This window comes from Cryptosporangium minutisporangium, assembly GCF_039536245.1.
In the GTDB taxonomy this organism is placed as follows: Bacteria; Actinomycetota; Actinomycetes; order Mycobacteriales; family Cryptosporangiaceae; genus Cryptosporangium; species Cryptosporangium minutisporangium.
The window spans coordinates 1-25,760 of record NZ_BAAAYN010000019.1; the positions used below are offsets into that span (position 1 = coordinate 1).

General features: G+C 71.3%; 24 protein-coding genes and 1 pseudogene. 15 read left to right on the forward strand and 10 right to left on the reverse strand.

Features of this window, described 5'->3' with window-relative positions; all coding sequences use genetic code 11:
- Nucleotides 1-598 (forward strand): annotated as a pseudogene (locus tag ABEB28_RS15650) (hypothetical protein); the annotation flags it as partial.
- Nucleotides 599-613: 15 nt separating this feature from the next.
- On the opposite strand, the gene ABEB28_RS15655 reads toward ABEB28_RS15650, so the two are convergent.
- Entirely contained in the window at nt 614-820 is a 207-nt protein-coding gene (locus ABEB28_RS15655) for a hypothetical protein (protein WP_345728824.1), read from the reverse strand.
- 163 nt (nt 821-983) lie between these two features.
- On the opposite strand from ABEB28_RS15655, the gene ABEB28_RS15660 reads away from it, so the two are divergent.
- The 6 genes from ABEB28_RS15660 (at nt 984) to ABEB28_RS15685 (ending at nt 6,673) form a co-directional block, all read left to right on the forward strand.
- Entirely contained in the window at nt 984-2,123 is a 1,140-nt protein-coding gene (locus tag ABEB28_RS15660; protein WP_345728825.1) for a sensor histidine kinase, read from the forward strand.
- Nucleotides 2,120-2,803 carry a response regulator gene (locus ABEB28_RS15665; protein ID WP_345728826.1) on the forward strand — a complete coding sequence of 228 codons (684 nt, stop codon included), beginning with the start codon at nt 2,120-2,122 and terminating at the stop codon, nt 2,801-2,803. The genes ABEB28_RS15660 and ABEB28_RS15665 overlap by 4 nt, the downstream gene beginning before the upstream one ends.
- 55 nt (nt 2,804-2,858) lie before the next feature.
- Entirely contained in the window at nt 2,859-3,770 is a 912-nt protein-coding gene (locus tag ABEB28_RS15670) for an ABC transporter ATP-binding protein (protein ID WP_345728827.1), read from the forward strand.
- Entirely contained in the window at nt 3,767-4,492 is a 726-nt protein-coding gene (locus ABEB28_RS15675) for an ABC transporter permease (RefSeq protein ID WP_345728828.1), read from the forward strand. The genes ABEB28_RS15670 and ABEB28_RS15675 overlap by 4 nt, the downstream gene beginning before the upstream one ends.
- Before the next feature lie 57 nt (nt 4,493-4,549).
- Nucleotides 4,550-5,383, forward strand: a complete 834-nt coding sequence (locus ABEB28_RS15680; RefSeq protein WP_345728829.1) for a siderophore-interacting protein — start codon at nt 4,550-4,552, stop codon at nt 5,381-5,383.
- A 264-nt stretch (nt 5,384-5,647) separates the two neighbouring features.
- Nucleotides 5,648-6,673, forward strand: coding sequence for an agmatine deiminase family protein (locus ABEB28_RS15685; RefSeq protein ID WP_345728911.1), 1,026 nt, complete (start codon nt 5,648-5,650; stop codon nt 6,671-6,673).
- Nucleotides 6,674-6,680: 7 nt separating this feature from the next.
- Here the strand turns inward: ABEB28_RS15685 and ABEB28_RS15690 are convergent, their stop codons facing one another.
- Nucleotides 6,681-7,850 carry a UDP-N-acetylglucosamine--N-acetylmuramyl-(pentapeptide) pyrophosphoryl-undecaprenol N-acetylglucosamine transferase gene (locus ABEB28_RS15690; RefSeq protein WP_345728830.1) on the reverse strand — a complete coding sequence of 390 codons (1,170 nt, stop codon included), beginning with the start codon at nt 7,848-7,850 and terminating at the stop codon, nt 6,681-6,683.
- Nucleotides 7,851-7,859: 9 nt separating this feature from the next.
- Complete coding sequence (locus ABEB28_RS15695) at nt 7,860-8,480, reverse strand: TetR/AcrR family transcriptional regulator (protein ID WP_345728831.1); 621 nt, start codon at nt 8,478-8,480, stop codon at nt 7,860-7,862.
- A 119-nt stretch (nt 8,481-8,599) separates the two neighbouring features.
- Here ABEB28_RS15695 and ABEB28_RS15700 point away from each other — a divergent pair, with 119 nt between their 5' ends.
- Complete coding sequence (locus tag ABEB28_RS15700) at nt 8,600-10,177, forward strand: GMC oxidoreductase (RefSeq protein ID WP_345728832.1); 1,578 nt, start codon at nt 8,600-8,602, stop codon at nt 10,175-10,177.
- Nucleotides 10,178-10,250: 73 nt separating this feature from the next.
- Here ABEB28_RS15700 and ABEB28_RS15705 read toward each other — a convergent pair whose 3' ends face one another.
- Together ABEB28_RS15705 and ABEB28_RS15710 are read right to left on the reverse strand one after the other, a co-directional pair.
- The gene (locus ABEB28_RS15705; protein WP_345728833.1) at nt 10,251-12,431 is read right to left on the reverse strand and encodes an MMPL family transporter; all 2,181 of its coding nucleotides are present in this window, start codon (nt 12,429-12,431) and stop codon (nt 10,251-10,253) included.
- Nucleotides 12,432-12,621: 190 nt separating this feature from the next.
- Nucleotides 12,622-13,017 carry a hypothetical protein gene (locus ABEB28_RS15710; protein WP_345728834.1) on the reverse strand — a complete coding sequence of 132 codons (396 nt, stop codon included), beginning with the start codon at nt 13,015-13,017 and terminating at the stop codon, nt 12,622-12,624.
- Between the two features lie 247 nt (nt 13,018-13,264).
- On the opposite strand from ABEB28_RS15710, the gene ABEB28_RS15715 reads away from it, so the two are divergent.
- Nucleotides 13,265-15,880, forward strand: a complete 2,616-nt coding sequence (locus tag ABEB28_RS15715) for a helix-turn-helix transcriptional regulator (RefSeq protein ID WP_345728835.1) — start codon at nt 13,265-13,267, stop codon at nt 15,878-15,880.
- Nucleotides 15,881-15,888: 8 nt separating this feature from the next.
- On the opposite strand, the gene ABEB28_RS15720 is transcribed toward ABEB28_RS15715, so the two are convergent.
- Nucleotides 15,889-16,524: a hypothetical protein gene (locus ABEB28_RS15720; RefSeq protein ID WP_345728836.1), complete on the reverse strand. Its 636-nt coding sequence runs from the start codon at nt 16,522-16,524 to the stop codon at nt 15,889-15,891.
- A 304-nt stretch (nt 16,525-16,828) separates the two neighbouring features.
- Between ABEB28_RS15720 and ABEB28_RS15725 the strand changes: the two genes are divergently transcribed.
- Both ABEB28_RS15725 and ABEB28_RS15730 read left to right on the forward strand, forming a co-directional pair.
- Nucleotides 16,829-17,503 carry a TetR/AcrR family transcriptional regulator gene (locus tag ABEB28_RS15725; RefSeq protein WP_345728837.1) on the forward strand — a complete coding sequence of 225 codons (675 nt, stop codon included), beginning with the start codon at nt 16,829-16,831 and terminating at the stop codon, nt 17,501-17,503.
- A gap of 113 nt (nt 17,504-17,616) precedes the next feature.
- Nucleotides 17,617-18,885: an MFS transporter gene (locus tag ABEB28_RS15730; protein WP_345728838.1), complete on the forward strand. Its 1,269-nt coding sequence runs from the start codon at nt 17,617-17,619 to the stop codon at nt 18,883-18,885.
- An 18-nt stretch (nt 18,886-18,903) separates the two neighbouring features.
- On the opposite strand, the gene map is transcribed toward ABEB28_RS15730, so the two are convergent.
- Nucleotides 18,904-19,686 carry a type I methionyl aminopeptidase gene (map, locus tag ABEB28_RS15735; protein WP_345728839.1) on the reverse strand — a complete coding sequence of 261 codons (783 nt, stop codon included), beginning with the start codon at nt 19,684-19,686 and terminating at the stop codon, nt 18,904-18,906.
- Nucleotides 19,687-19,752: 66 nt separating this feature from the next.
- Between map and ABEB28_RS15740 the strand changes: the two genes are divergently transcribed.
- The gene (locus tag ABEB28_RS15740) at nt 19,753-20,013 is read left to right on the forward strand and encodes a helix-turn-helix domain-containing protein (protein WP_345728840.1); all 261 of its coding nucleotides are present in this window, start codon (nt 19,753-19,755) and stop codon (nt 20,011-20,013) included.
- Between the two features lie 11 nt (nt 20,014-20,024).
- Here the strand turns inward: ABEB28_RS15740 and ABEB28_RS15745 are convergent, their stop codons facing one another.
- Entirely contained in the window at nt 20,025-20,579 is a 555-nt protein-coding gene (locus tag ABEB28_RS15745) for an LURP-one-related/scramblase family protein (RefSeq protein WP_345728841.1), read from the reverse strand.
- A 305-nt stretch (nt 20,580-20,884) separates the two neighbouring features.
- Here ABEB28_RS15745 and ABEB28_RS15750 point away from each other — a divergent pair, with 305 nt between their 5' ends.
- A complete protein-coding gene (locus ABEB28_RS15750; protein WP_345728842.1) occupies nt 20,885-21,940 on the forward strand; it encodes a YihY/virulence factor BrkB family protein in 1,056 nt (351 codons plus the stop codon).
- 62 nt (nt 21,941-22,002) lie between these two features.
- Here ABEB28_RS15750 and ABEB28_RS15755 read toward each other — a convergent pair whose 3' ends face one another.
- Both ABEB28_RS15755 and ABEB28_RS15760 read right to left on the reverse strand, forming a co-directional pair.
- Nucleotides 22,003-23,904, reverse strand: a complete 1,902-nt coding sequence (locus tag ABEB28_RS15755; RefSeq protein WP_345728843.1) for a glycoside hydrolase family 15 protein — start codon at nt 23,902-23,904, stop codon at nt 22,003-22,005.
- Nucleotides 23,905-24,072: 168 nt separating this feature from the next.
- Complete coding sequence (locus ABEB28_RS15760) at nt 24,073-24,783, reverse strand: hypothetical protein (RefSeq protein ID WP_345728844.1); 711 nt, start codon at nt 24,781-24,783, stop codon at nt 24,073-24,075.
- A 248-nt stretch (nt 24,784-25,031) separates the two neighbouring features.
- On the opposite strand from ABEB28_RS15760, the gene ABEB28_RS15765 reads away from it, so the two are divergent.
- Together ABEB28_RS15765 and ABEB28_RS15770 are read left to right on the forward strand one after the other, a co-directional pair.
- Complete coding sequence (locus tag ABEB28_RS15765) at nt 25,032-25,274, forward strand: hypothetical protein (RefSeq protein ID WP_345728845.1); 243 nt, start codon at nt 25,032-25,034, stop codon at nt 25,272-25,274.
- A complete protein-coding gene (locus tag ABEB28_RS15770; protein WP_345728846.1) occupies nt 25,274-25,756 on the forward strand; it encodes a hypothetical protein in 483 nt (160 codons plus the stop codon). Before ABEB28_RS15765 ends, ABEB28_RS15770 begins: the two co-directional genes overlap by 1 nt.
- Nucleotides 25,757-25,760: the final 4 nt, after the last annotated feature.

Here is a 25,760-nt window from a genome sequence, read left to right on the forward strand (position 1 = left end):
GCCAGCCCCCGCCGCGCCGCCAGCCCTCGCCGCGCCGCCGGCCCCCACGGCACCGGCAGCGTCGGCCGGGCGGGCGCTGCCGCCGGAGGTGGTGGCCGCGATGCGCCCCGCGAGCACGCTGCAACGCCCCACCGGCGAGCGCGCGAGCCTTCCGTTCCGTCCGGGCGACGCCCCGCCCGCGGCTCCCCGGCCCGTCGACCCGAACCCGCCGAACGACGTCACCCCGCCGAACGACGCGACTCCCACGAACGACGCCACTTCCGCGGCCGACCCGCCCTCGGTGGACGGGAGCCTCGACGAGAACGAAACCGACGACATGCGGGACGAGTTCGTCGAGGAGCTCTGGTTCTGGCTGGAGGACGAGGCCGACGACACCCCGGCGACCGTCGACGAGTGGCTGCGCGACACGTTGCTGCGCATCGTCGACGTCACCGAGGAGTCGATCACGTTCGAGGATCCGACCGGTCGTGTCATCGGTCCGATCCCCGTCCCGGCCGGCATCGCCGAACAGGCCGAGCCGGGCTGGCGAGTCCGCCTCACCGCGGCCCGGACCGGCGACGCGTGGCGCCTCCGCCGCGGTGAGGCGGGTACCTCGTAATTCCTCGGAGCCCGCTCAGCGGACCGAGGCACACTCCGGCAACGGCTCGTCGCCGGCGGAGGCTTGCACGCCGAGCAGGTGTGCGGCGTGCCGACGGTAGGCCGCGCGGTGAACCGCGTCCGGCGCCTCGACACCCGCAACCGCGGCTCGGGCGGCGACCAGTGCGGCCGCGTGAACACGAAGTCGTAGGGCGTGTGCTTGTCGTCGTTCTCGTGCCGTCATCGCGCTCACCGACCCCTGTAGCGCTGTGGCACCGAGCAGTTCGTCGTCCTCTGCTTGATGCGTTGACACCTACACGATAACCGGTCGCGCAACCGGCTTTACGCAAGTTGCAGCCCGCATCCTCGCGCTGTTGCGCTGAAGCGGCCACCCGTACGGTGGTGCGATGGTGGGCAGCCGGATCCCCCGACGGGTGATCGACACGCTCGCGCTTGCCACCGTCGCCCTCGTGACCGGCCTGGACGTGTGGTGGAGCCCGCCCGGCAGCCCCCGGGCCGACGCACTCGGTTACGCGCTCGCCGGAGCGTCGATCGCGGCATTACTGCTCCGCCGCCGACAACCGTGGCTGGTACTCGCGGTCTGCGCCGGTGCGTTCACCGTGCTGTCGCTGCGGGGCTACCGCGGCGAACTGCTGTTCCTCCCGACCGCCGTGGCGCTCTACACGGCGGTGGTCCGCAGCTCGCGGTCGCGCACCGTCCTGATCGGTGCGATCGCGGTCGGCTGGTCGGTAGCTCTGGCGTGGACGGCCGGTGATCGGTCCAGTGCTCCGATCACCGCGATGGCCTGGCCGGTCGTCGCGGTGCTGCTCGGCGAGGTGGTGCGATCCGGCCGGGAGCTGCGCCGGGAGCAGGCCGCTCGGGAAGCTCGGTTGGCCGCCGACCGCGAACGCGAGATCGCCCGCCGGATCGAGGCGGAGCGGCTACGGATCGCCCGCGAGGTGCACGACGTCGTCGCGCACGTCATGGCGGGCGTCACCGTGCAGATGGGAGTCGCCGTCGCCGCGGTCGACCGGCGTCCGGAGGTGGCCCGCGCGGCGCTGCACCAGGCCCGCACCGCGAGCCGGGGCGCGCTGGCCGAGTTACGCACCGCGGTCGCGCTGCTCCGCGACGGCACGTCCGCCCTCGACGCCGGTCCGCCGCCGGGTTTGGCCGACCTCGCCGGCCTGGCGGACGGCACGCGTTCACCGACCCTCCAGGTCGACGTCCGCACGGATCCGGACGCCACGCCGCTGCCCGCCGTCCTCGAACTCACCGCGTACCGCATCGTCCAGGAGGCGCTGACCAACGTCGTCCGCCACGCGCACGCCACCCGGGTGGACGTCTCGGTACGCCGAGACCAGGAGGTCTTGGTCGTGGACGTCACCGACGACGGTGTCGGCGGCACCGATCCGCCCGGCCGGGAGGGCTTCGGGCTGCGCGGAATGGCCGAACGGGCCGCGAGTTTCGGTGGTCGGATCGAGGCCGGTCCGCGGCCTGACGGTGGCTTCCGGGTCCGCGCGTTCCTTCCGACCGGAGGTGCGTGGTGACCGCGATCCGGGTGGTGCTCGCCGACGACCAGACGATCGTGCGGGCCGGCTTCCGTGCGCTGTTCGACCTCACCGACGATCTGCGCGTCGTCGGGGAGGCAGCGGACGGGCCGTCCGCGGTCGCCTGCGCGCGGCGGACCAGGCCGGACGTCGTTCTCATGGACATCCGGATGCCGGGGCACGACGGCCTGGAGGCCGCCCGCCGGATCCTCGCCGACCCGACGCTGACCGGCACCCGCATCCTGGTCCTGACGACGTTCGGGCTGGACGAGTACGTCTTCGAGGCCCTCTCCGTGGGCGCCAGCGGCTTCCTGCTCAAGGACGTCGACCCGGACGATCTCTATGCGGCCGTCCGGATGGTCGCGGGCGGCGGCAGCCTGCTCGACCCGGCCGTGACCCGAGCCGTCGTGCACGAGTTCGCCCGGCTGCGCGGGACGCTCGTCGGCGTCGAGCGGCTGGACGTCCTGACCGAGCGGGAGCGGGGCGTCGTCGCGCTGGTCGCTCGGGGACTGTCCAACGAGGAGATCGGCGCGCGGCTGGTCATCAGCCCGCTGACGGCGAAGACCCACGTCAGCCGTGCCCTGACCAAGCTCGGCCTGCGCGACCGGGTGCAGCTCGTCGTGCTCGCCTACGAGACCGGCCTGGTGCGGACCGGCGACTCGGTACTCCCATCGGAGTAGTCGCCGACTCCCGGTGGCGGATTCGGCGGACGTCGTCGCTTCCTACGGTCGGGCCATGATCCGGACGCGGCACTTGACGAAACGGTACGGCAGCACATCGGCCGTCGAGGACCTCTCACTCGACGTCCTTCCCGGCCGCGTGACGGGCTTCCTCGGCCCCAACGGCGCAGGCAAGTCGACGACGATGCGGCTCGTCCTCGGCCTGGACGCGCCGACGGCGGGCACGGCGGAGGTGAACGGGCGGGCCTACCGGGACCTCGCGATCCCGCTGCGGGAGGTCGGCGCACTGCTCGACGGCCGGGCGCTGCACCCGGGTCGCAGCGGCTACCACCACCTGCTCTACCTCGCGCAGGCGAACGGTCTGCCCCGCGAGCGGGTCGCCGAGGTCCTGGCGGAGGTCGGGCTCACCGACGTCGCCCGACGCCGAGCCGGGACGTACTCGCTGGGTATGGCGCAGCGCCTCGGGATCGCCGCGGCGCTGCTCGGCGAGCCGTCCGTGCTGATCCTCGACGAGCCGGTCAACGGGTTGGACACCGACGGCATCCGGTGGCTGCGAACGCTGCTCCGGCGCGTGGCGGCCGAGGGCCGCACGGTCCTGCTCTCCAGCCACCTGATGAGCGAGATGGAGCTCACCGCCGACCACCTGGTCGTGATCGGTGCCGGACGGCTGCTCGTCGACACCGACATGCAGGGCTTCCTCACCGCGCACTCGCAGGCGTACACGGTGGTCCGCGCGGCGGAGGCCGAACGCCTGCGGGACGTCCTCCGGGACGCCGGTGGCACGGTCCGGCCGGATCAACGAGGCGGGTGGCAGGTCGCCGGGGTGGACACCGCGACCATCGGCGAGTTGGCCGGCGCGCACCGGATCGTCCTGCACGAGTTGACGCCGCACCGGGACTCGCTCGAGGACGCCTACGCTCGCCTGACCGACGACGTGGGTGCCCATCGGACGAGGACGGCCGCATGAGGCACCTGGTCACGAGCGAGTTCACGAAGGTTCGGACGATCCGCTCGACGGTGGCGACGCTGCTCCTGATGGCCGCGACCACGATCGGGACGGCGCTGCTGGTCGCGTTGACCGGGAGCCTGCACCCAGGCGAGACCGCGTTGGCTGGGGCGTTGGGCAACAGTGGGGTCGGTCTGGTCGTGGCGGGGGCATTCGGGGTGCTGGTGGTGTCCACCGAGTACTCGTCCGGGACGATGCGGGCGACGTGCGCGGCGTCCCCACGGCGGGGTGCGGTGCTCACGGCGAAAGTGTTCGTCACTGCGGCACCCGTGTTCGTCGTCGCCCTGGTCGCCGCCGCGATCGCCTACGGAGTCGCCGGCGTCCTCCTCGACCGGGCGAGCCATCCGCTCGGCGAACCGTTTCCGGCGCTGTTCGGTGTCGCGGCCTGCCATGCCGTCGCGGCGCTGCTCGGGCTGGCGCTCGGCACCGCGCTGCGCAACGCCGCCGCCGGCGTCTCCGCGGTCGTCGGCGCGCTGCTCGTTCCGACGCTGATCGGTCCGCTGCTCGGCGACGCCCAGCCCTGGGTGAACGGTGCGACGCCGGTCGCGGCGCTGCAGAAGCTGGTGGGTCCGACCGAAGGCCTCGGATCCCTGGCGGCGTGGCCCACGGTGGCGCTGATGGCCGCGTACACAGCGGCCGGGTTGGCCGCGAGCACGTACCTGTTCCGCACCCGCGACATCTGAGCGGCGACCCCCTAGAGTGAGGCGACTTAGGTAAGCCTAACCATATGAGGTGGACGCATGGCCCGGCAGAACCTGCACGCGAACCGCATCAAGCCCCAGACGTCCGAGTTGCTCACCCTGCACGTCCTGCGCCGGGAACAGATCTCGCCCCACTTCAGCCGGGTGACGCTGGGCCGCGGTGACGTCGAACGGTTCGTGCCGATGGGGTTCGACCAGTGGTTCCGTCTGTTCATCCCGGTGTCCGACGGCTCGCTGGCGCGGGCACCGCAGAAGCTCAACACGATCGCCTTCCTGCGCTTCCTGGCCGTCTCGAAGTCCGAGCGTCCGGTGCTGCGCAACTACACGGTCCGGGACTACCGCGAAGACGGCCCGGACGGCCCCGAGCTGGACGTCGACTTCGTCCTGCACGGCTCGGCCTCCGACGAGACCGCCGGGCCCGCCGCGACCTGGGCGTCGACTTGCACGGAGGGCGACCCGGTGGCGATCTTCGACGAGGGCGTCGGCTTCAACCCGCCGGACGGCCTGAACCGGGTCCGCCTCGTCGCCGACGAGTCCGGCCTGCCCGCCGTCGCCGGAATCTTGCGTTCGCTACCGGCCGACGCCACCGGCGAGGCGATCGTCGAGGTGCCGTCCGCAGAGGACCAGCAGCCGCTGACCGGGCCGACCGGCGTCGAGGTGACCTGGGTCGTCCGGCCGGACCCGCACGGGGTGCCGGGACAGGCGGCGCTCGCCGCGGCCTCGGCGCTGCCGGCGACGACCGAACCGTTCTACGGCTGGGTGGTCGGTGAGCAGAGCCTGCCGACCGAGCTGCGGCGGCACTGGGTCGGCCAGGGTGTACCGAAGAATCACATCATGTTCTGCGGCTACTGGCGCGTCGGTCGGAGCCAGTGACCATGCGGAACGCGAAGACTGACCCGCAAGTAACTTCAGAGCGTGACAGCGAAATCACGATCCGCCTGCGAAATCCGACAGCCCAGCCCTAGCATCAGGTGCGCCGCGCCCGACCTCCGCGTCGGTCGAAGAAGGTACTCACCGGCTGGAAAAGCGGGGTGGCTGGAACCTGTGCTGAACACCGGCTCGCTACCGAAGACCGGATATGGACGCAGGCCGGCTCGGCGCGGCCCCGCTGGTACTCCCCATCAACGGCCGGTGCGAATGCCCGCGGAGTGGGCACCGCACGCCGCCACGTGGATGGCGTTCCCGACGCCGAACGCGACGTTCGAAGAGGACGGTGGCCCGGCGTTGGCCGCGGCACGGAACGCGTGGGCGGCGGTGGCGAACGTCATCGTGGACTACGAACCGGTCCGGATGCTGGTCAACACCGCCGATCGGGCCGCGGCCCGCGAGGTCCTCGACCGCCGCGTGCAGCTGATCGACGTGGAGCTGGACGACGCCTGGCTGCGGGACTCCGGGCCGACGTTCGTGCACGAGGAGAGCGGGACGGGCTCCGGGCCACGGGCGGTCGCCTGGCATTTCAACGGCTGGGGCGCGCAGTCGTGGGCCGCCTGGGATCGCGACCGGCACCTCGGGACGCGGGTCGCCCACTCGGCCGGCGTCGAGGTCGACCGGTCGCCGCTCACCCAGGAGGGCGGCGGCTTCCACGTCGACGGCGAGGGCACGGTGCTGCTCACCGAGACCGTCCAGCTCGACCCGGACCGCAACCCGGGCTGGACCCACGCCGACGTGGAGGGCGAGATCCACTCCCGACTCGGCACCACCACGGCGATCTGGTTACCGCGCGGGCTGACCGCGGACTACGACGAGTTCGGCACCCGCGGGCACGTCGACGTCGTCGCCACGTTCGCCTGCCCGGGGACGGTGCTCGTCCATACCCAGCCCGACCCCGGGCATCCGGATCACGAGCCCATGCGGGAGATCGCCGAGATCCTGCGCACCGCCGTCGACGCCCGGGGCAGGCGGCTGCGCGTCCTCGAACTGCCCTCCCCGACCGTCGCCGACTACGACGGGCGTCTGGTCGACCACTCCTACGTCAACCACTACCTGGGTAACGGGGTCGTGGTCGGCTGCGCGTTCGACGACCCGGGGGACGCCCGGGCGGCGGCCGTGCTGGCGGAGGCCTACCCGGGCCGGGACGTCGTACTCGTCGACGCCCGGGACATCTTTCGCTTCGGGGGCGGCGTGCACTGCATCACGCAGCAGCAACCCGCCACGCCCGGGTGAGGTGACCTCAGGCGGTCGGCGTAGCCACCGCGAGCAGGACGTCGACCAGGCGGTCAGCGGCGTCCGGGCGGCCGTGGGCACGCGCCGCGTCGGCGACCTCCCGTCGCCGGGACGGATCGGCCAGCAGCGGCGCCACCGCACTCCGCAGGTCGTCGGCCGACACCTCCCCCAGCAACCCGATCGCCGCACCGGCGTCCGCCAGGTGCCGCGCGTTGTGCGCCTGCTCGCCACCGGCCGCCGCCGCGTACGGGATCAGCACCGACGCCTTGCCCAGCGCGGTGAGCTCCGCGATCGTGCCCGCACCGCTCCGGGACACCACGACGTCGGCCAGCGCGAGGACGTCCGGCAGCTCGGTGCCCAGGTAGCCGGTCACGTGGTACCGCGCGGCGAGCTCGACCGGCAGCGTGGCAGCGACCGTCCGCAAGTCCTCGACGTTCGCCGGGCCGCACTGGTGCAGGACGTTGGCCTGGGTGAGCAGCCACGGCAGGAGCTCACGCACCAGCCGGTTGATCTGCACCGCGCCCTGCGCGCCGCCGGTCACGTAGACGGTCGGCAGCACCGGGTCGAAGCCCTGCAGGCCGAGCGCTTCGATCGCTTTCTGCGGCTCGCCGGCGAGCACCGCGGGGCGCACCGGATTGCCGGTCACGACCGCCGACGCCCGGGCCGACTCCGGCAGCAACTCCACACTCGACTCGGACGAGAGCGCCATCCGGGTGGCCACCCGGGCCAGCGTCCGGTTGGCCAGGCCGAGCCGGACGGTCTGCTCGTGCACCACCAGCGGACGACGGCACATCTTCGCCGCCAGGCCGACCGGCACCGCCACGTAACCACCGGTCGCCAGGACGACGTCCGGGCGGAACTTCGACACCAGCGACCGCGCCTCGTTCGCACCCACCGGGACCCGCGCCATGTCCCGCATGTTCGCGGCGGAGAGCATCTTCAGCGGGTTGCGGTCGCGACGGACCTTGCCGGTCGCCACCGACTCGAACCGGATTCCCTCCGCCTCGGCCACCCGGGACTCCAAGCTGTTCGCGGAGCCGATCCAGAGCACGTCCAACGCCCCGGCCAGCCGCGACTGCAGCGCGCGCACGGCGGTCAGGGCGGGATACGTGTGGCCTCCGGTTCCTCCTCCCGAAACGATCAGGCGGAACGGCCGGGCGGCAGAGGCAGAAGTCACGTCACCAGATTAGAACGAGCTGGCCTCGCCGACCGCCGGGCGTCGCACAGGAGTGGCCGGATCGCTGAAGAGGCCGTCGAGCAGGACCTGGAGCAGCCGCTCGGTCGCCTCTCCGCGGTCGACGGTGGAAGGCCCGCCGGCGAGTGCGCCCTCCAGCATCTCGAAGACGAGGGGAAGGTCGGCGATCGAGACGTCGGCGCGCAGGCTGCCCTCCTCCTGGGCGCGGCGGAACGCGGGGCCGAGCACGGCGAGCAGCCCTTCGGTGTACCGGCGCTGCTGCCGCTCGGGCAGTTCCCGGAAGAGGCGCACGAGTGGGCGGTGCTCGAGCTGCATCGACATCACCGCGTGCAGCAGGTCGCGGAACGTCAAGCCGTCGGCGTCGTGCGCGGCCGCCCCACGCTCGAGGTCCGCGAGCCACTGGGCCGCGACCGCGAATCCCAGCGCGTTGCGGTCGGGAAAGTGCCGGTAGACGGTCGCCCGGCCGAGCCCGGCACGGCGTGCGATCTCGTCCAGCGGAACGACGTCGCCATCGCTCCGGAACGCGTCCTCGGCGACCCGCAGAATAGCTTCCCGGTTACGCCGGGCATCCAGCCGTCGAGGCTCTGATCCCGCCGCTGGAATCGCTCGCACGATGCGGACATTACCCATCAGTAGTGAGATCGGCAATCAGTTCTTTCTCTCGGTTCGGCTCCCTAGAGTTCGGCCATCGTTGTCGCCGACAAATCTGTCATTGCCGGGAGGAATTCGGGATGCGCACTCTGAGCCGACGTTCACTCTTGCGGGGTGCGGCGGGACTGACCACGCTCGGCGCGGGTGTCACGCTGCTCCCGGCAAGCGCGTCCGCCCGGGTCCGCGTAGTCCGCGAGCAGCACCGCGTCGTCGTCATCGGCTCGGGCTTCGGCGGAGGTGTCACCGCACTCCGCCTGGCGAACGCCGGCGTTCCGGTGCTGGTACTCGAGCGTGGCCAGCGCTGGCCGGCCGGGCCGAACTCCGAGACGTTCCCCCGCCCCACCTCGCCGGACAAGCGGATGTTCTGGCTCGGGTCGGCACCGTCGCTGCCCGGCATCCCGTCGATTCCGTTCGCCCCGTACACCGGACTGCTGGAGCAGGTGCCCGGCGAAGGCATGCTGACCATCTGCGCCGCCGGCGTGGGCGGCGGCTCGCTGGTTTACCAAGGAATGACGCTCCAGCCGAGCGCTGAATTGTTCCAGAAATGTTTTCCGGAGACACTCGACTACGCAGAACTCGATCGTGTCTACTATCCGCGGGTCGCCGCGATGCTGAAGCTGCAAACCGCGCCGGACGAACTCGTGAACAGCAAGACCTATGCGGCGGCGCGGATCTTCGCACGTAATGCCCGGCGAGCCGGCTACGCGATCGAGAAGATCCCGATGCCGATCGACTGGAATTTCGCGCTCCGGGAACTCAAGGGCGAGATGAAGCCGGCGTACACCAACGGTGACGGCGCGCTCGGCGTGAACAACGGCGGCAAGCACTCGATCGACGTCACGTACCTCGCCGCCGCCGAGGCGACCGGTCGCTGCACGGTCGCGACCCGGCACAACGTCACCGGCGTCGCCCGGACACCGAGCGGCGAGTGGCAGGTGTCGGTCGATCACATCGACGCCGACGGCACCGTGCAGGTGAAGAAGATCCTCACCGCGAAGGCACTGGTGATGGCGGCCGGCACCGCGAACACCACCCGGCTGTTGATGCGCGCGGGAGCGAAGGGCGACATCCCGGATCTGCCTGATGGGCTGGGGACCAACTGGGGATCGAACGGCGACCGCATCTACACCTGGACGAACCTGGCGGACGATTTCGGTGCACCACAGGGCGGACCGGTGGTGTACGGCACCAAGGACTGGAGCGACCCAGCCACCGCGAACACCGTCATCCAGGCGTCGCTGCCACCCCTGCCGAACCTGCGCACGACCATGCTGGTCGGCTACGGCATCAGCGCGGGCCGGGGAAAGTTCGTCTACGACTCGGCGAAGGACGACGCGGTCCTGCACTGGCCCATGGACGCCGACGCCGCGCTGAGCAAGCGCATCCACACCCGCATCAGCCGGATCGCCGGATCGCTCAGCGGACTCGTGGACACCACCGCGATCGCCGCGAACACCTGGCACCCGCTCGGCGGGGCGTCGATGGGATCGGTCTGTGACCTGGAGGGACGGGTACTCGGTCAGCGCGGGCTCTACGTGCTCGACGGTGCGCTGATGCCCGGCACCACGGCGGCCTGCAACCCGTCGATGACGATCGCCGCGGTCGCCGAGCGGGCCCTCGACCGTCTCGTCCGCGACGATGTCGGCCGGGTCATCTGACCTCCGCAGCCGAGCGGTGTGCGTTCCGGCGACCTATGGCTCGCCGGAACGCACACCGCTCGACCGGCCCGGGTCAGGCGTTGACGAGCACCTTTTCGGCCGACTGCTCGTGCAGCTGTACGCGGAGCTTCTCGCCCTCGATATCGACGTTCGGCAGCAGCCGGTCCAGCCACCGCGGCAGCCACCACGCGCTCCGGCCGAACAGCGAGATCACCGCGGGCACGATCGTCATCCGGACGATGAACGCGTCGACCGCGACGCCGAGCGCCAGCGCGAAGCCCACCGCCTTGATCGTCGGGTCGTCGATCAGGACGAAGCCCGCGAACACGCTGGTCATGATCAACGCCGCGGCGGTGACCACCCGAGCGCCGTGCCCCATGCCGCTGATCGTGGCCTCCTGCGGGCCGGCGCCGTGGACGTAGTCCTCCCGCATCCGGGAGACGAGGAACACCTCGTAGTCCATGGCCAGTCCGAACAGGATCCCGATCAGCAGGATCGGCAGGAAGCTCACGAGCGGGCCCGGCGTGGAGACGCCGACCAGGTCCGCGAGGTGCCCCTCCTGGAAGATCCAGACCGTGATGCCGAACGTGGCACCGACCGTCAGCAGGAAGCCTCCGGCCGCCTTCAGCGGCACCAGGATCGAGCGGAACACCAGCATGAGCAGCAGCACCGACAGCCCGACGACCAGCGCGAGGTAGACCGGGAGCGCGTTGGACAGCTTCTCCGACACGTCGATGCCGATCGCGGTCTGACCGGTCAACGACACCTCGGCGGGGGTGATGCCGTCGGTCTTCAGCCGGACGTCGTGCACCAGCGTCTCGGTGCTGGCGGCGGTCGGCCCGTCCTTCGGGATGATGCCGAGCAGCGCGGTGCGCTTGTCCGGGCTCAGGTTCGGCGGCGTGATCGCGAGCAGGTTCGGCGTGCCCTGCAGGGCCTGGGTGACGGTCTGCACGGCCTTGACGGTCTGCTCGGGCGAGTCGCTGGAGACGACCAGGGCCAGGCGGCCGGTGAAGCCGGGTCCGAAGCCCTCGCTGATCAGGTCCGCGGCCTTCCGCTCGGGTGAGCCCTCGGCGGCGGTGCTCGAATCGGGTAGCGAGAGCCGCATGTCCGTGGCGGGCAGCGCGAGCAGCCCGAGGCCGACGATGCCGACGACCACGACCGGAATCCGCAGCCGGATGACCAGCCGGGCCCAGCGGAACCCGAAGCCCTCCTTCGCCGCGGGCGCCCGGTGGCCGGCGGTCCCCCGGAGCTTGCGCGGCAACACCTTCATCCCGGCGAAGCCGAGGAAGGCCGGCAGCAGCGTCACCGCCACCAGGACCGCGACCGCGACGGTTCCCGCCGCGGCCAGGCCCATCGCGGTGAGGAACGGGATGTTGACGACCGCGAGGCCGGCCAGCGCGATGATCACGGTGATACCGGCGAAGACGACGGCCGATCCGGCGGTGCCGACCGAGCGTGCCGCCGCCTCCTCGGGCTCGACGCCCTCGGCGAGGTGCTGACGGTGTCGGGACGTGATGAAGAGCGAGTAGTCGATGCCGACGGCCAAGCCCAGCATCAGCGCGAGGATCGGCGCGGTGCTGTTCAGCTCGAACACGCTGGACAGCGCGTACAGACCGGCCATGCCCGCACCGACGCCGATCAGCGCGTTGAGCATCGTCATCCCGGCGGCGACCAGCGACCCGAACGTGATCAGCAGGACCACCAGGGCGACCGCCACACCGATGGCCTCGGTGCTGCCGACCTCCGGGGGCGAGCTCATCACCTCACCGCCGTGCTCGACCCGCAGCCCGGCGGCCTTCGCGTCGGCGCCCGACTCCTCGTAGGCGCTGCGCTGGGCTTCGGTGACCTCGTCGGCACGGTCCGCAAACTGAACCTGTATCAGCGCGTAACGGCCGTCCGGTGTCAGGGCCTTCGCGGTGAACGGGTCGACGGCGCCCACCACGCCGGGGAGCGTGGAGGCCTCCTCGACCAGGCCGCGGACGGCGGCGGTGAGCTGCGGATCGGCGAGCGTGTCGCCTTCCGGAGCCGCCACCACGATCGTGCCGGTGGCGCCGCTGGCTTCGGGGAACTCACGGGCCAGAGCGTCCAGCGCGTGTTGCGACTCGGTGCCCGGGAGGGAGAAATCGCTGGTGGTCTGGCCTTTGAAGGCGAGCGCGCCGCCCCCGAGGGCGACCAGCAACACCAACCAGGCGACGAGGACGAGTTTGCGGCGGCGGAACGAACCCCGGCCGAGGCGGTAGAGCAGCGTAGCCAATGTGGATCCTTCTCAGGGGTGGAGTCAGGGCACGCACACGCCCCTCCCGTGCTCCCAATCCTGCCGGACCACCCTCGTACCTGCTAGCCGGGCGGCTAGTGGCATGGATTACAAAGAGCCCGCGTTTAGCGTCCTGAACCGTGACCGGGGTCACCGTGCGTCACGTCGGCCGACCCGCCGTCCGTTACCTCTACCTGGCGACTTCCGGATCCAGGTCGGGTAGCCGGGTGGACGCGAGAATCCTCCCGCCGACCTGCTGGAACATCGAGACGACGTCCCGGGTGCGGTGCTCGAGGATCAGCGCCAGCGCGACCTCACCGGGCACCATCGCACCCGCGAACTCGACCACGCTCTCCGCGTCGATCAGCCGGACGTCCTCCGCAGGCCCCCAGTCGTCCGGCACCGCCACGTCGGTGAAGTCTTCGCACCGCACCACGCCCGCCGCACCGCGGAGGATCAGCATCGCCTCGATGACCAGGACGTCGTCCCGGCCGTTGATGTCTTCCAGGGTGCGGGCCGCGCCGGCAGGCAACTCGTCGCCGGGGAACTGCACCACCAGGTACTCCAGAGGGCCTCTGCCGGCCATGTTCGCTCCCGTCCCGTTTCGCCGGACGGTGGAGTCGCCGGGGGCTGCGTGGGACCGCTGTCGTCAAGAGGCTTCCCGATCCAGCCGCTTTCGAACGCTTTCTGCGCACCCGACCTCATCGGGGCGGGACGCGCCCGGCAGATCCGTCGCCAGCGATCCGTGGCGGCCTTTGTCAGCGATGGTGACAATATGCCCCCTGCGTTCTAGGGTCGCACCGGCAGCACCGTGCGCCTGTGAGGGGGCCGCGATGAGCAACCCGCCACCGCTGCTGGCCGCGAAGCTCGACGTACCGCGCCTACCTTCGTTTCACCTGCCCCGGCCGCGGTTGCTGCGGACGCTGGGCACAACGACGGTCACCGTGATCACCGGCGCGGCCGGCACCGGCAAGACGGTCCTCGCCGCCCACTGGACACGCAGTGGACAGGCGCCCGGCCCGGTTGCCTGGCTCCGTCTCGACGCCGAGGACAACACCCCGGACGTCTTCTGGACCTTCGTTCTCGCCGCGTTGCGCGCGCACCTGCCCCGCCTCGATCCGGTCGACCGGCCGCTCGTCGTCGACCGCGCTTTCCTCGGACGCCTGGCCGGCCAGCTGTCGGAGCGGCAGAAACCCGTCGTCCTGGTGTTGGACCGCACCGACCATCACCTGCGAAGCCGAACGATCGGCCGGGAGCTGGACTCCCTGCTGCGGTACGCAGGCGACGGTCTGCGGCTGGTCCTCGTCGGCCGGGGTGTCCGGCTGTTGCCGTTGCACCACTACCAACTGGCCGACGCGCTGACCACGCTGTCCACCGAGGACCTGGCGTTGCGGCCGGACGAGACCGCCGAGCTGGTCGCGTTGCACGGCGTCCGACTCGATCCGTCGGAGGTCAACCGGCTGCACGCGGACACCGAGGGCTGGATCACCGGAGTCTGCCTGAACGCGCGGGCCCGGCGTGCCGCCCCCGCGGATCCCGGCGGGGCCCGAGCCGCGGCACACCGGGCGATCGGCGGCTTCTTCCGGAGCGAGGTGCTGGACGCGCTGCCCGGCCGCGTCCAGGAACTGCTGCTGCGGAACAGCCTGGTCCGCGACGTCGAGAGCGGCCTGGCGGACCGACTGACGGCGCGGTACACCGCCGCCGGTGTCCTCGACGAGCTGGTGCGGGCCGACGCGTTCGTCCGGCAGATCGACCTGTCCACGTACCGGATCCACCGGCTGTTCCGCGAGGTGCTTTCCGAGGAGCTGTCCCGCCGCCACCCCGGCCTGGTACGCCGCCTGCACCAGCGAGCCGCCCGCTGGTACGCCGAGCACGACCGCACCGCGGACGCGGTGCGGCACGCCGCGCTGGTCCGGGACTGGAGGTACGCCGCTGAGCTCGTCGTTCCCCGCGGCGGAGTGCTGGCGATGCTCACGTCGCCCCGCTGCGAACCGTCGGTCGCGACGTTCGCCGGTCTGTCCGCGGAGACCGTCGGGGCCCCGGTGGCGCTCGTCCGTGCCGTCGCCGCCCTCACCCGATACGACTTCGTAACCGCTCGCGGGCATGCGCGGACCGCGCGGAACCTCGCGCTGGCCGAGGCGGACGACGTCTCGGCCGCGGCCCGGTCGACCGCGACCAGCCTGGAGATCGTGATCGGCCGGCTGTCCGGTGAGTGCGACGCCGCCGCGACCGCCGACGGCGAGGCCGACGTGCTCGCGGCCCTGCTTCCCTCGCACTACCCGGCGGATCGGAACGTCCGCTCGTTCCTCGTGGCGAACCTCGGCGCGGCACATCTGTGGGCCGGCCGGCACCGCACGGCCCGCGTTCTGCTCGACCAAGCGGCCGGCGACGCGGACCCGGCGACGAGCGTCGGTGTGCACGATGCGCTCGCGCAGCTGGCCTTGCTCGACTACGCCGACGACCTGCTGGGCCCGGCCGAGGCCCACGCCGCCGCGTCGGTCACCGCGGCCGTGCGCGCCGGCCTCCCCGCGGCCGGACAGTACGGGGCGGCGAGCGCCGCGCTGGCCGGGGTCGCTCTCCAGCGCAACGATCTGCCCGCGGTCCGCGAGCACCTCGCCCGGGCGATCACGGCGGCCGGCTCACCGCACGATCCGACGACCGCGGTCGCCCTCGCCCTGCTGCGGTCCCGTCTCTCCAGCGGACGCGGGGACGGCCACCGAGGACTGGCCGCGCTCCAGGTGATCCGAGCCAACGCCGCCGGCTGGCACCTTCCGGCGACGGTCCGGAGCCGCCTCGACCTCGCGACCGCCGAGGGCCATCTCGTGCTCGGTGAGCTCGGCGTGGCCGAGGAGTACCTACGCCGGATACCGGCGGGAGCCGAGCAGGCGCTCGGGTTGGCGCGGCTCGCGCTGAGCCGAGGCGACCTGAGGTGCGCCGCCGGGCTCCTCGACGACGCCCGCACCGCGACGAACTCCCCCGGCGCGCTGCTGCGGGGCGCGTTGCTGCGGGCCGAGGTCGCGGCCCGGGGCGAGCAGTACGACGCCGCGTGCGAGGCGCTCCGTGAGGCGCTCGAACGCGCGCGGCCGGATCAACAACGTCGGCCGTTCGTCCTGGCGAGCGCGTGGATCCGACCGTTGCTGCGGGGGGATTCGGCGCTGGCGGCCGAACACGCCTGGCTCTCGTGCGCGACCGACCGGTCCACGAGCGGTCCGCCCTCGCCGACGTCGGCGGCGGCAGAACGACTGACCAATCGGGAGGTCGACGTGTTGCGCCGGCTAGCGCAGGCCCAGTCCACCGGCGACATCGCGGTCGACCTGCACCTGTCGGTGAACACGGTGAAGAGCCACTTGAAGAGCATCTACCGGAAGCTGGGGGCCACCGGCCGCAGCCAGGCCGCGCGACGGGCGCGCGAACTCCACTTGCTCGACGACTCCCGGGACGCCGGTTAGGGCCGTGCTCAGCTGAGGTCCCAGGTCTGCCACGAGATCACCCAGTCCCGCTCCACCCGCTCGGGTGACTCACCGGTGAACGCGGTGTCTATCGTCGCCGTGCTCTGCCGGACGCCCTTCTCCTCGTGGATGGCGGGGCACTCGACGTAGACGTTGCCGCCGGCGACGAACGTGCGGACCGACTGCCGCGTCCGCCGACGGACCATCCCGCGCACCACCTTCCGCAGCTCGGCCTGTTGATCACCGGGTACGCCGTGGATCTCGGCGAAGCCGCGCTGCTCGACGACGCCCGCCGCCAGTTCCGCCACCAGCGCCAACCGCGAGTCCGGCGTGGGCGTGGGGAAGTAACGGTCGATCAGCGCGAGGCAGCGACGGCAGGTCGGCGCGAAGGCCACGTCGCCGTGCGGACCCACCGGTCCCCCGTCACTGCCGGCCATGACGGCCCACTCGCACCCGCACAGGGTGCTCCGTGACCACAGCGGGGCGGTCAACGCAGCGCGGTCGTAGCCGGACATCGTTCGGCCGTCGTCCTCGGTCGCCCGGTCGAACTCGACGTCGGGGACGGCTTCGCGGCCGCTGCCGGGCTCGTCCGCGACGGTGGCCAGGTGAACGGCGGCGCCGCTGCTCGTGGTCGTGAGCAACATGGGCCTACCGGTTACCTCGATCACGTTCGGTCCGTGCCGCGAGGAAGACATACCTGCATTCTCACCGCGTACGAGCGTGCTCACCACCGTGCGCGGATCACCGGCACCGGAGGTCACCCGTCGTTCACTCCCGCCTCGCCGAGCGGGACGCGCACCCGGTGCCGGGCGCGCGTCCACGTCAGTCACATGTGTGCTGCCGGCGGCGCGTCCGGATCGGGCGAGCGCGAAGCCGACCAGGCGGCACCAAGTTGAGAGGTTGTCTCTAAGTGGAGACTGTGTCTCAGCTCATGTTACGGTGAACCGCATGACGGGCAAGGACGCCGGGACATCGAATCGACCGCTCCGGCGCGACGCTGAGCAGAACCGGCTACGCATCCTGGCCGCCGCACGTGAGGTGTTCGCCGCCCGCGGCGTCGACGTCACGCTCGACGACATCGCCCACCACGCCGGCCTGGGCGTCGGTACGGTCTACCGCCGCTACCCCAGCCGCGAACATCTCGTCGAAGCGCTCTTCGACGAGCAACTCGACCGCATGGTGACGCTGGCCCAGGACGCCGCCCGGCACCCGGACGCCTGGACCGGCCTGACCGAGTTCTTCGCCGACTCCATCGAACTGCTCGCCGCCGACCGGGGCCTGCGGGACGTCCTCTTCAGCCGCGTGTACGGGCACCAACGGGTCGCGAAGGCCCGCGACCGCATCGGACCCGCGGTCGACGCGCTGATCAGTCGCTGCCAGCAGGCGGGCGTGGTTCGGCCGGACGTGACCGGCACCGACATGCCGCTCGTGCAGTTCATGACGGCGGCACTGTTGGAGTACACCGAATACGCGGCCCCCGGCCTGTGGCGCCGGTACCTGACGATCCTCCTCGACGGCCTGCGCCCGGACGCGACACCGCTCCCGGTCGCCGCACCGGACTTCGACGCCCTCGCCGAGATCGCACGCGGCTGGCACCCGCCTCGTCGCCACGCCCCGGAGTAGCGGCCCCGGACGTTGCCCCACTCGCCACTAATGCAAGTATCTTGCAATAGCGGATGAGTTGCAGCTGAGGGGGGCGCAGTGCGGGCGAGGCACGCATATCTGCTCAGCGGCCGATGAACGCCGATCTGTCGCCGCTGCGGCGCGTCCGGATTCTCGTCGTGGGCTCCGCCGTCGTCAGCCTCGCGAACGCCGTCACCGTCCCTTTTCTCGCCATCTACCTGCGCACCGAGCTGGACGTGTCGATCTCCGCGGTGGGGTTGCTGCTGGCCTGCGCCGTGCTGTTCTCGATCGCCGGGGGCTTCGTCGGCGGCGCGCTGTCGGACGCGCTGGGGCGTCGGGTGGTGCTGTGCGCGGCCGTGCTCGGCGTCGTCGGCTCGTTCGTGGGCCTGTCACTGAGCGACGACGTCGGCACGGCGTTCGTCTGTACGGCGACGCTCACGACCGCGTCCGGCGCCTACAACCCGGCCGCCAAGGTGCTGCTGGGCGACCTGGTGGCCCCGGCCGACCGGCCCCGGTGGTTCTCCTACCAGTACCTCGCGATCAACGCCGGTTACGCGGTCGGGCCGCTGCTCGGGACCGTGCTGGGGGTGACCGGGGACCGGACTTCGTTCCTCGTCGCGGCTGGGTTCTACGCCCTGTACCTGCCGGTGTTGCTGGTCGTCGCAGCTCCCGACCGGCCGCATGTGGCCCGCGCCGGAACGCCCGGAACGGGGACGCCCGGCGCACCCGAGGCGGGGCCGGCCGGGATCGGGACGGCCCCGCCGACCAGGCCGGGGTGGCGTACCGCGCTGGCGCGGTCCGCGCTCGCGCTGGTCACCGACCGGCGGCTGCTCTTGTTGCTGATCGCCGCCGTCCTGCTGGAGACCGTGCACAACAAGATCTCCGTGCTGCTCGCCCAGTACTTCGTCGGTGCCGACGAGAACAGCACCACTCTCCTGGGTGCGGTGATGACGACGAACGCGGTGGCCGTCGTCGGGCTGCAGGCCGTTCTGGCTCGGTCCGTCCGTCGGCGCGATCCGCTCCACGCGCTGACCGCCGGTGGCGTGCTGACGTTCGTCGGGATGGCGGGCTTCGCGCTCGCGACCGACCTGTGGCAGTACGTCGCCGCCATGGTCGTCCTCACCCTCGGCGAGGTGCTCATCGTCCCCTCCGAGTTCGCGCTGCTCGACCGAATCGCCCCCGCTGACCTGCGCGGCGGCTACTTCGGCGTGCAGACGCTGTCGCAGCTCGGCGGCTTCACCGGCCCGTACCTCGGCAGCCTGATCCTCGCCGCGTACGGCGGTCCGGCCATGTTCCTCTCGATCGGATCGCTGGCCCTGGTCAGCGTCGGGATCTACCTGTTCGTCGGGCGACTCACTCCGGCGCCGGCGGCGACGCCGTGAGCGCGCGCAGCCGGTCGATCACGGCTGCGACCGCGGGGGCAGGGTGAGGATCTCGGCTCCGTCGTCGGTGATGGCGATCGTGTGTTCACTGTGGGCGGTCCGGCAGCCCGTCGCGCTCCGGAGCGTCCAGCCGTCGGCATCCGTGACGAGTTCGGCGGTGTCCGCCATGACCCACGGCTCCAGCGCCAGCAGCAGCCCGGGGCGCAGTCGGTATCCACGACCGGGTCGTCCGGTGTTCGGGATGTGCGGACCTTGGTGCATCGTCGAGCCGACGCCGTGACCGCCGAACTCGGTGTTGATTTCGTACCCCGCCTCGCTGAGCACCACGCCGATGGCATGGGAGATGTCGCCGATGCGAGCATCGGGGCGGGCCACGGCGATTCCTGCGCTCAACGCGCGCTCGGTCGCGCTGATCAGGGCAACGGTCTCCGAGGACGTCGCGTCACCCACGATGAAGCTGATCGCGGAGTCCGCGACGACCCCACCTGCGGAGACGGCGAGGTCGAGCGTCAGGAGATCGCCGTTGGCAAGCGTGTAGTCGTAGGGCTTCCCGTGCAGCACAGCGTCGTTGACCGACGTGCAGATGTAGTGACCGAACGGCCCGCGCCCGAAGGACGGTTCGTAATCGACGTAGCAGGACTGCGCTCCGGCCTCGGTGATCATGGCTTGGGTCCACAGGTCGATGTCCCGCAGGTTGGTGCCTACCTCGCAGCGGCTCTTGAGCGTCTGCAGAATGCCGGCGACGAGGGCACCTGCCTCTCTCGCTCGGGGCAGTTCTGTGGTGTTCAAGACCTCGATCATCTGGCACCTTCCCGCGATACCCAATAACTATCCCGGTAAGACTATCCCGGTACTAGAATTGGTGTCATGGTCAGGTTGCCCCTCACCCCCGCAGAGGTCGAACGCGGACAGCGCCTCGGTGCCCTCCTGCGACGCGCCAGAGGGCAGCGGTCGATGCTCGACATCGCGCTGCGAGCAGGCGTCTCACCCGAGACCCTGCGGAAGATCGAGTCCGGTCGCGTAGCCACCCCGGCCTTCTCGACCATCGCCGCGATCGCCGACGTACTCGGCCTCTCCCTCGACGCGCTGTGGACCGAGGTCAACCAGGCGGAGCGGATGGTCTCCTAGCCTCGGCGAAGTCACTTCCCTCCATGGGCCATCTCGTCGATCGCGACCGTGACGGCGAGCAGCAGCACCGCGTCCTGATCGGGCGCGATCTCCACGCCGTAGGTGTCACGGACCCGGAACCACCGCTTCGACACGTTCGCGACCTTGCGGCCGTCGGCCTCGATCTCGTATTCGTGGTCGGCGATGCTTCCGTGGGCCTCGAGATCAGGGCCGTTCTCCACCTCGACCTTCCACCGGTCCCGCAGCGGCGAGATCATCGCCTTGTGCACGAGCGCGATGCGGCCGCCCTCGGGCCCCTCGATCTCCATCGTGTCGCGGATGTGCATTACTCGCTTCTGGATCGTGCAGAGGCGCCGTCCCTCCAGATCCTCGAGGTGGAACGTTTTCCTGAGCCGCAGTGCCTTCCCGTCCACGTGGAAGGCCCGTTCGCCGTCCTCGTCCTCGACCCAGTAGTCGTCCCCGATCGAGATCAATTTCTGCCGTAACTGGTAGCGCCGCGCGCTGCCACCGCGTCCGAACGTCTCGCGCTCCTCACGCCGTCTCGCTCGCCGATCTCCTAGCCCCATGCCGCGGCCTCCGTTCAGTGGAAGGCCCGGCGCGCTGCGCGCCGGGGAGCGACCTGGGCTCGCGATGCCCGGGTGCGCCCATCTCACCGGCTCCACCGTGCCCCGAACCGGCGGCCCTGTCGTCATCCTGCCCGGGTGACGACCCGCGGCGCCGACGGCACGGCTCGTTCGCCGACGGTGGCCGGCGCAGGCCGGCCGGGGCCGCGCCGGGGCGGCCTCACCCCGTCGGGATGAGGCGGCGTTCCCGGCGCGTCCGGCACCGTGACCTTCAGCCGGAGTAGTCCGAGCGACCGGAAGGGCGGGCCGTGGTGCGTGAGGCCGGCCGGCGGGTCGGTGCCCGGCTGGGCCGGGCCGGGGCGTCGATCGTGCGTCGGCTGGACGTTCTGCAGAACCGCCACCGATTCCTCGGCCTTCCCTGGGCGGTGTTCCGCAAGTACTCCGACGACAACGGCGCACAACTGGCGGCGTTACTCACCTACTACGGGTTCCTGAGCCTGTTCCCGCTGCTGCTCGTAGCCACGGTCATCGTCGTCGAGGTGCTCCGGTCGCAGCCGGAGTTGCAGCAACAGCTACTCGAGCGCCTGGTCAATCCGCAGATCCGGCCCGACGTAGAGCAGGCGCTGCGCCAGTTGCCGTCGAGCGGATTCCCGCTCGCCCTGGGGCTGGTGAGCCTCGTGTACGCCGGCACCGGCGGCGTGCTCGCCCTCTACTCCGCGCTGAACCGGATGTGGGGCGTGCCCCGGCGGGACCTTTACCCCCTCGGCCGGCGATACGTCCGGGTACTCGTCGTTCTCGTACTGGCCTTCGCCAGCGCACTGCTCTCCGCCGGCTCGGCCGTGGTCACCGACGAGGTGCTGGGGCTCCCCGCGGTGCAACGCGTCGCCGCAGCGGCCGCGACGGCAGCGGAGATGGTCGTGCTCATCGCCATCGCGCACAAGATGCTGGTCTGCCGACCACTGCGGATCCGCGACTTCTGGGTCGGCGCCGTCATCGGCGCCGTCGTCATCACCGCTCTGCTCACCGTGGCCGTGACCGTGCTTCCGGCCCTCGTCGCCAGGGCCGGACCCGTCTACGGCAGCTTCGCGACGGTGGTAGGGGTCTTCGCGGTGCTGTATCTCCTCAGCCAGACGCTGGTGCTGAGCGTCGAGATCTCGACCGTCCTCGAGGCGGGGCTCTCACCGCGGGGCCTCACCGACGCCCGGCTGACCGCGAGCGATCGCCGGGCGCTCGTCCTTCAGGCGCGCCGACAGGAACGGGTCGCCGGCCAACGCATCACCACGACCTTTCCGACGCCGGCCGCGGACCGTTCGTCCGGAGCCGGCGAGCCCGGAGAGCCGAATCGGGGGGACGTCGCCGAGTAGCGGCGACCATCCGCTCCGGATGAGGCGCTTCGTCGTGGCTGCCCAGCGGCCAAGCAGGACGGTCAGTCGAACTCCTGCTGGAACTCGGCCATGATGATCCGGCCGGCCGCCTCGATCAGGGCCAGGTGGGAGAACGCCTGAGGAAAGTTCCCCAGGTGACGCCCGGTCGCGACGTCGAACTCCTCCGCGTAGAGCCCGAGCGGCGACGCAACCCGCAGCAGGCGCTCCATCAGGTCGCGGGCCCGCTGGTGGGCGCCGGTGATCGCCAGCGCGGAGACCAGCCAGAACGAACAGATGAGGAACGAGCCCTCGCGGCCGGACAGACCGTCGTCGGTCTCGTCGGTGCGATACCGGAGGACGAAGCCGTCCTCCGTCAGCTCGTCGGCGATCGCGTCCACTGTGGCGCGCAGGCGCGGGTCGTCGTGGGGCAGGAACCCGAAGATCGCCGCGAGCAGCGCTGAGGCGTCCAACGAGTCGGTTTCGTAGTGCTGACGCAGCACGCCGGCATCGGTCAGGCCGTTGGTGAGGATGTCCTGCTTGATCTCCTCGGCCGTCGCCCGCCACCGGCTGACGAGCTCCGCGTCCGAACGGATGTCGGCGAGCTTCGCGGCGCGGTCGAGGGCGACCCAGCACATGAGCTTGGACGACACGTAGTGCTGCGGTTTGCCGCGAGCCTCCCAGATGCCCTGGTCCGGCTCGCGCCAGACCGCTTCGGCGCATCGGGCCTGGGACTCGACGAGCGCCCACAACCGGCGCGGCAGCCGTTGGCTGCGGCGGCTGTGCAGCAGGATGCAGTCCAGCACCGCGCCGAACACGTCGTTCTGCCGCTGGTCGAAGGCGCCGTTCCCGATCCGCACCGGGTGGGCGCCCGCGTAGCCCGACAGATCGTTCCGGATGGACTCGGTCAGGTCGCGACGACCGTCGATCCCGTACATGATCTGCAGCGAACCGTCCTCGTTGGGTTCGAGGTCGGCGACGAACTGCATGAACTCGTCGGCCTCCCAATCCAGGTTCAGGTAGTGCAACGCCTGGAGAGTGAAGGTCGAGTCGCGCATCCAGGTGTACCGGTAGTCCCAGTTACGCTCGCCCCCGGGTGTCTCGGGCAGGGACGTGGTGAGCGCCGCGATCGTCGCGCCGGTCGGCATGTAGGTCAGGCCCTTCACCACCAGCGCGGCACGTTGGATCGGGTCGCGCCAGTGATGGTCGGGGATCCGGGCCCGGTCCAGCCACGCGCGCCAGAAGCGGACGGTGGCGCTGAGCCGACGACCGGCCTCCTGGACGTCGGGCACCGAGGCGAGACCCGCCTGCCACGACAACGAGCAGTAGACCTCGTCGCCGGCGGTCAGCGTCCGCCGCGCCCGGACCCGGTCGCCCTCGATGCCGAGGGCCAGGTCCGTCTGCAGGCGGATCGTCTGCCCCGCCCCGTGCGCGTCGGCGATGTGCCTGCCGCTGTCCGTCACCATCGTCCACTCGGCGGGGACCCGCCCGTAGTCGAAGACCGGCTCGCAGACCAGCTCCATCTCGACGCTGCCCTCGAGGCACCGCATCGTGCGCACGAGTTGGTGGTCGGCGTCGTCGTCGGCCGGCGGCCGGCTGTGCGGCGTCACCTCGTCCTCGTCCTCGCTGGGCCCCATCGTGAGCGCCTCGCGGACCTCGACCCAGCCGCTCGGCGTCTTCCAGGTGGTGATCAGCACGTTCGTGCCCGGCTCGTAAGCCCGTGCGGTCGGGTGGTGGACCCCGAACGGACCGATCCGGAAGTACCCGGCCTGACGGTCGAGCAGTGTGCCGAACACGCTCGCCGAGTCGAAGCTGGGGACGCAGAGCCAGCCCACCGAGCCGTCCGGCGAGATCAGCGCACCGGTGTGGCAGTCGGAAAGAAAGGCGTAGTCGGCGATCGGAGGGAACGGGGAGGGCGCGGCAGCGCTCTGCACGTGCGCCCCGGGGGCACTGGCCATCTCACCCATGGTCGCTCCATTCGTCGGCACGAGAACCCATGCTCGACCGATGCAGCGGAGACGCACCTCATCCCGTCAGGGTGGTTCCTTCCGTACCGAGCGACGCCGCCGATGCGATGCACACCAGGGGCCGCTGGAGGGGAGAAAAGTGTGCACAGCCGCGACCGGCCGTCCCGCTCAGTAGGACGGCGGCATCGGCCGGCCAGCCGTCGCCGCAGCATCCGGCCCGACGGTCAGCGCCACGTCGAGTGCCAGCTGTGCCTCCAGGACCCGGGGCCGCAGCACCCGCCAGCTCCTTCCGGCCGCGATGCTCTCGCTCTCCGCGTCGACGGCGGCGATCAGCTCCCGGAGCAGTCCGTTGAGCCGGAGGGCCCACTCCCGACGCGATTCGCCGGGGGCGCTCTCGACGAGCAGGTCCCATTGGTCGACGAGCCCCACGAGCCCGGTGCGGATCGGTGGCCACACCACGCCGCGGTCCGCGCGGCCCGTCGTGTTCAAGACCGGGGGCACCCTGCTCTCGGCCGCTGCCACGGTCGAAGAGCGCAGCTGCTGCGCCTGCCGGTCCCACGCCGACCGTCGTTGCGACCGGGAGAGCACTAGACCACCGACGAAGAGCCCGACGATAACCAGCACCAGAACGCATCCCAGCACGCTGACCGCGGTGTTGTCCTCGGCTGCGGCCGCTGGGGACTGCGTGCTCGCGGGCTGAGATGCCGCGGCCTGGCTCTCGGCAGGGCGGGACTGCTCGGCCGCGGACTCGACCGCATTGTTCGGCCGATCGGTGGCACGCGACCTGGGCTCCCCCTCCGCGCACGCGGCCGGCACTGCAGCGAGTACGGCCACGACGAACGCGGCGCCCAAGAGACGAAGTCGGGGTGAAGCCCTCATGCGCGGCTCCTACTCATCGGCGTGGGGTGCTCCGACGCTATGGAGAGCCGGTCGCCCGGACATCGCTCGCAGGGAATGACTGCCGGATGGTGAATCGACCGGACGTGTCGCCGCACTGAGCGAGTTGTGCGCCCGGTCGCGTGTTCCTCGATGTCCGGCGCGGAGAGCGCGAGATCCGCCCGCTGGGGATGAGGCGGTACCGGCCGCATCCGCGCAACGCTGCAATTCGTCGACGGGAGGAGGCCGATGTGCGGTTGGTGCCCAGGCAGTTGCTGCGTGCGGGGATGACCGGCGATGTGCCCTACTACGGCGGACGCATGACACCGGCCCAGGCGTACGCCGCGTCCCACCCTCCGCCGCCTCCACCCGCGCCGGCACCACCGGTGGCGAGGAGTGGGCCTGATCCACTGCTGGCGCTCCAGCACTTGCTCGACACCGGCGTGATCACGACCGAGGAGTACCGGCAGTTCTGCGCCCGGGTGCGTCAGTGATGGCACCGGTGCAGGTGCTCGTCGTGGGTTTCGACCGCCCTGCGTTCTCCGGCGAGGTTCTCGCCGAGCTCACCCGGCTCCGGCACGCCGGGATCGTCCGCCTGATCGATCTGCTTCTCGTCGCGCGGGCGGCGGACGGCACGCTCGAAACGCTGACCGCGCCGGCCGGCGTCGGCGCGGGCCTCGGTGGACTCGCCATCAGGCTTCTCGCCCGGCCTGAGGTCGAGGCCGACGGTGAGGAGCAGGGGCCCGAGTCCGACCCTTCCGGTACGTGGGCGTGGTCTCTGGCCGATGCGGTGCCGGCCGGCTCCGCGGCGGCCGTGGCGCTGATCGAGCATCTGTGGGCCGAACCCTTGGCGGCCGCGATTCGGCGCGCCGGTGGTACGTCGCTGAACGAGACCTGGCTGGCGACCTATGACCTGGCCCGGCTCGAGGCCCTGGTCGCGCAGCGCCCGACCAGCGACGTGTCGATGTCGCAGTAAGCGA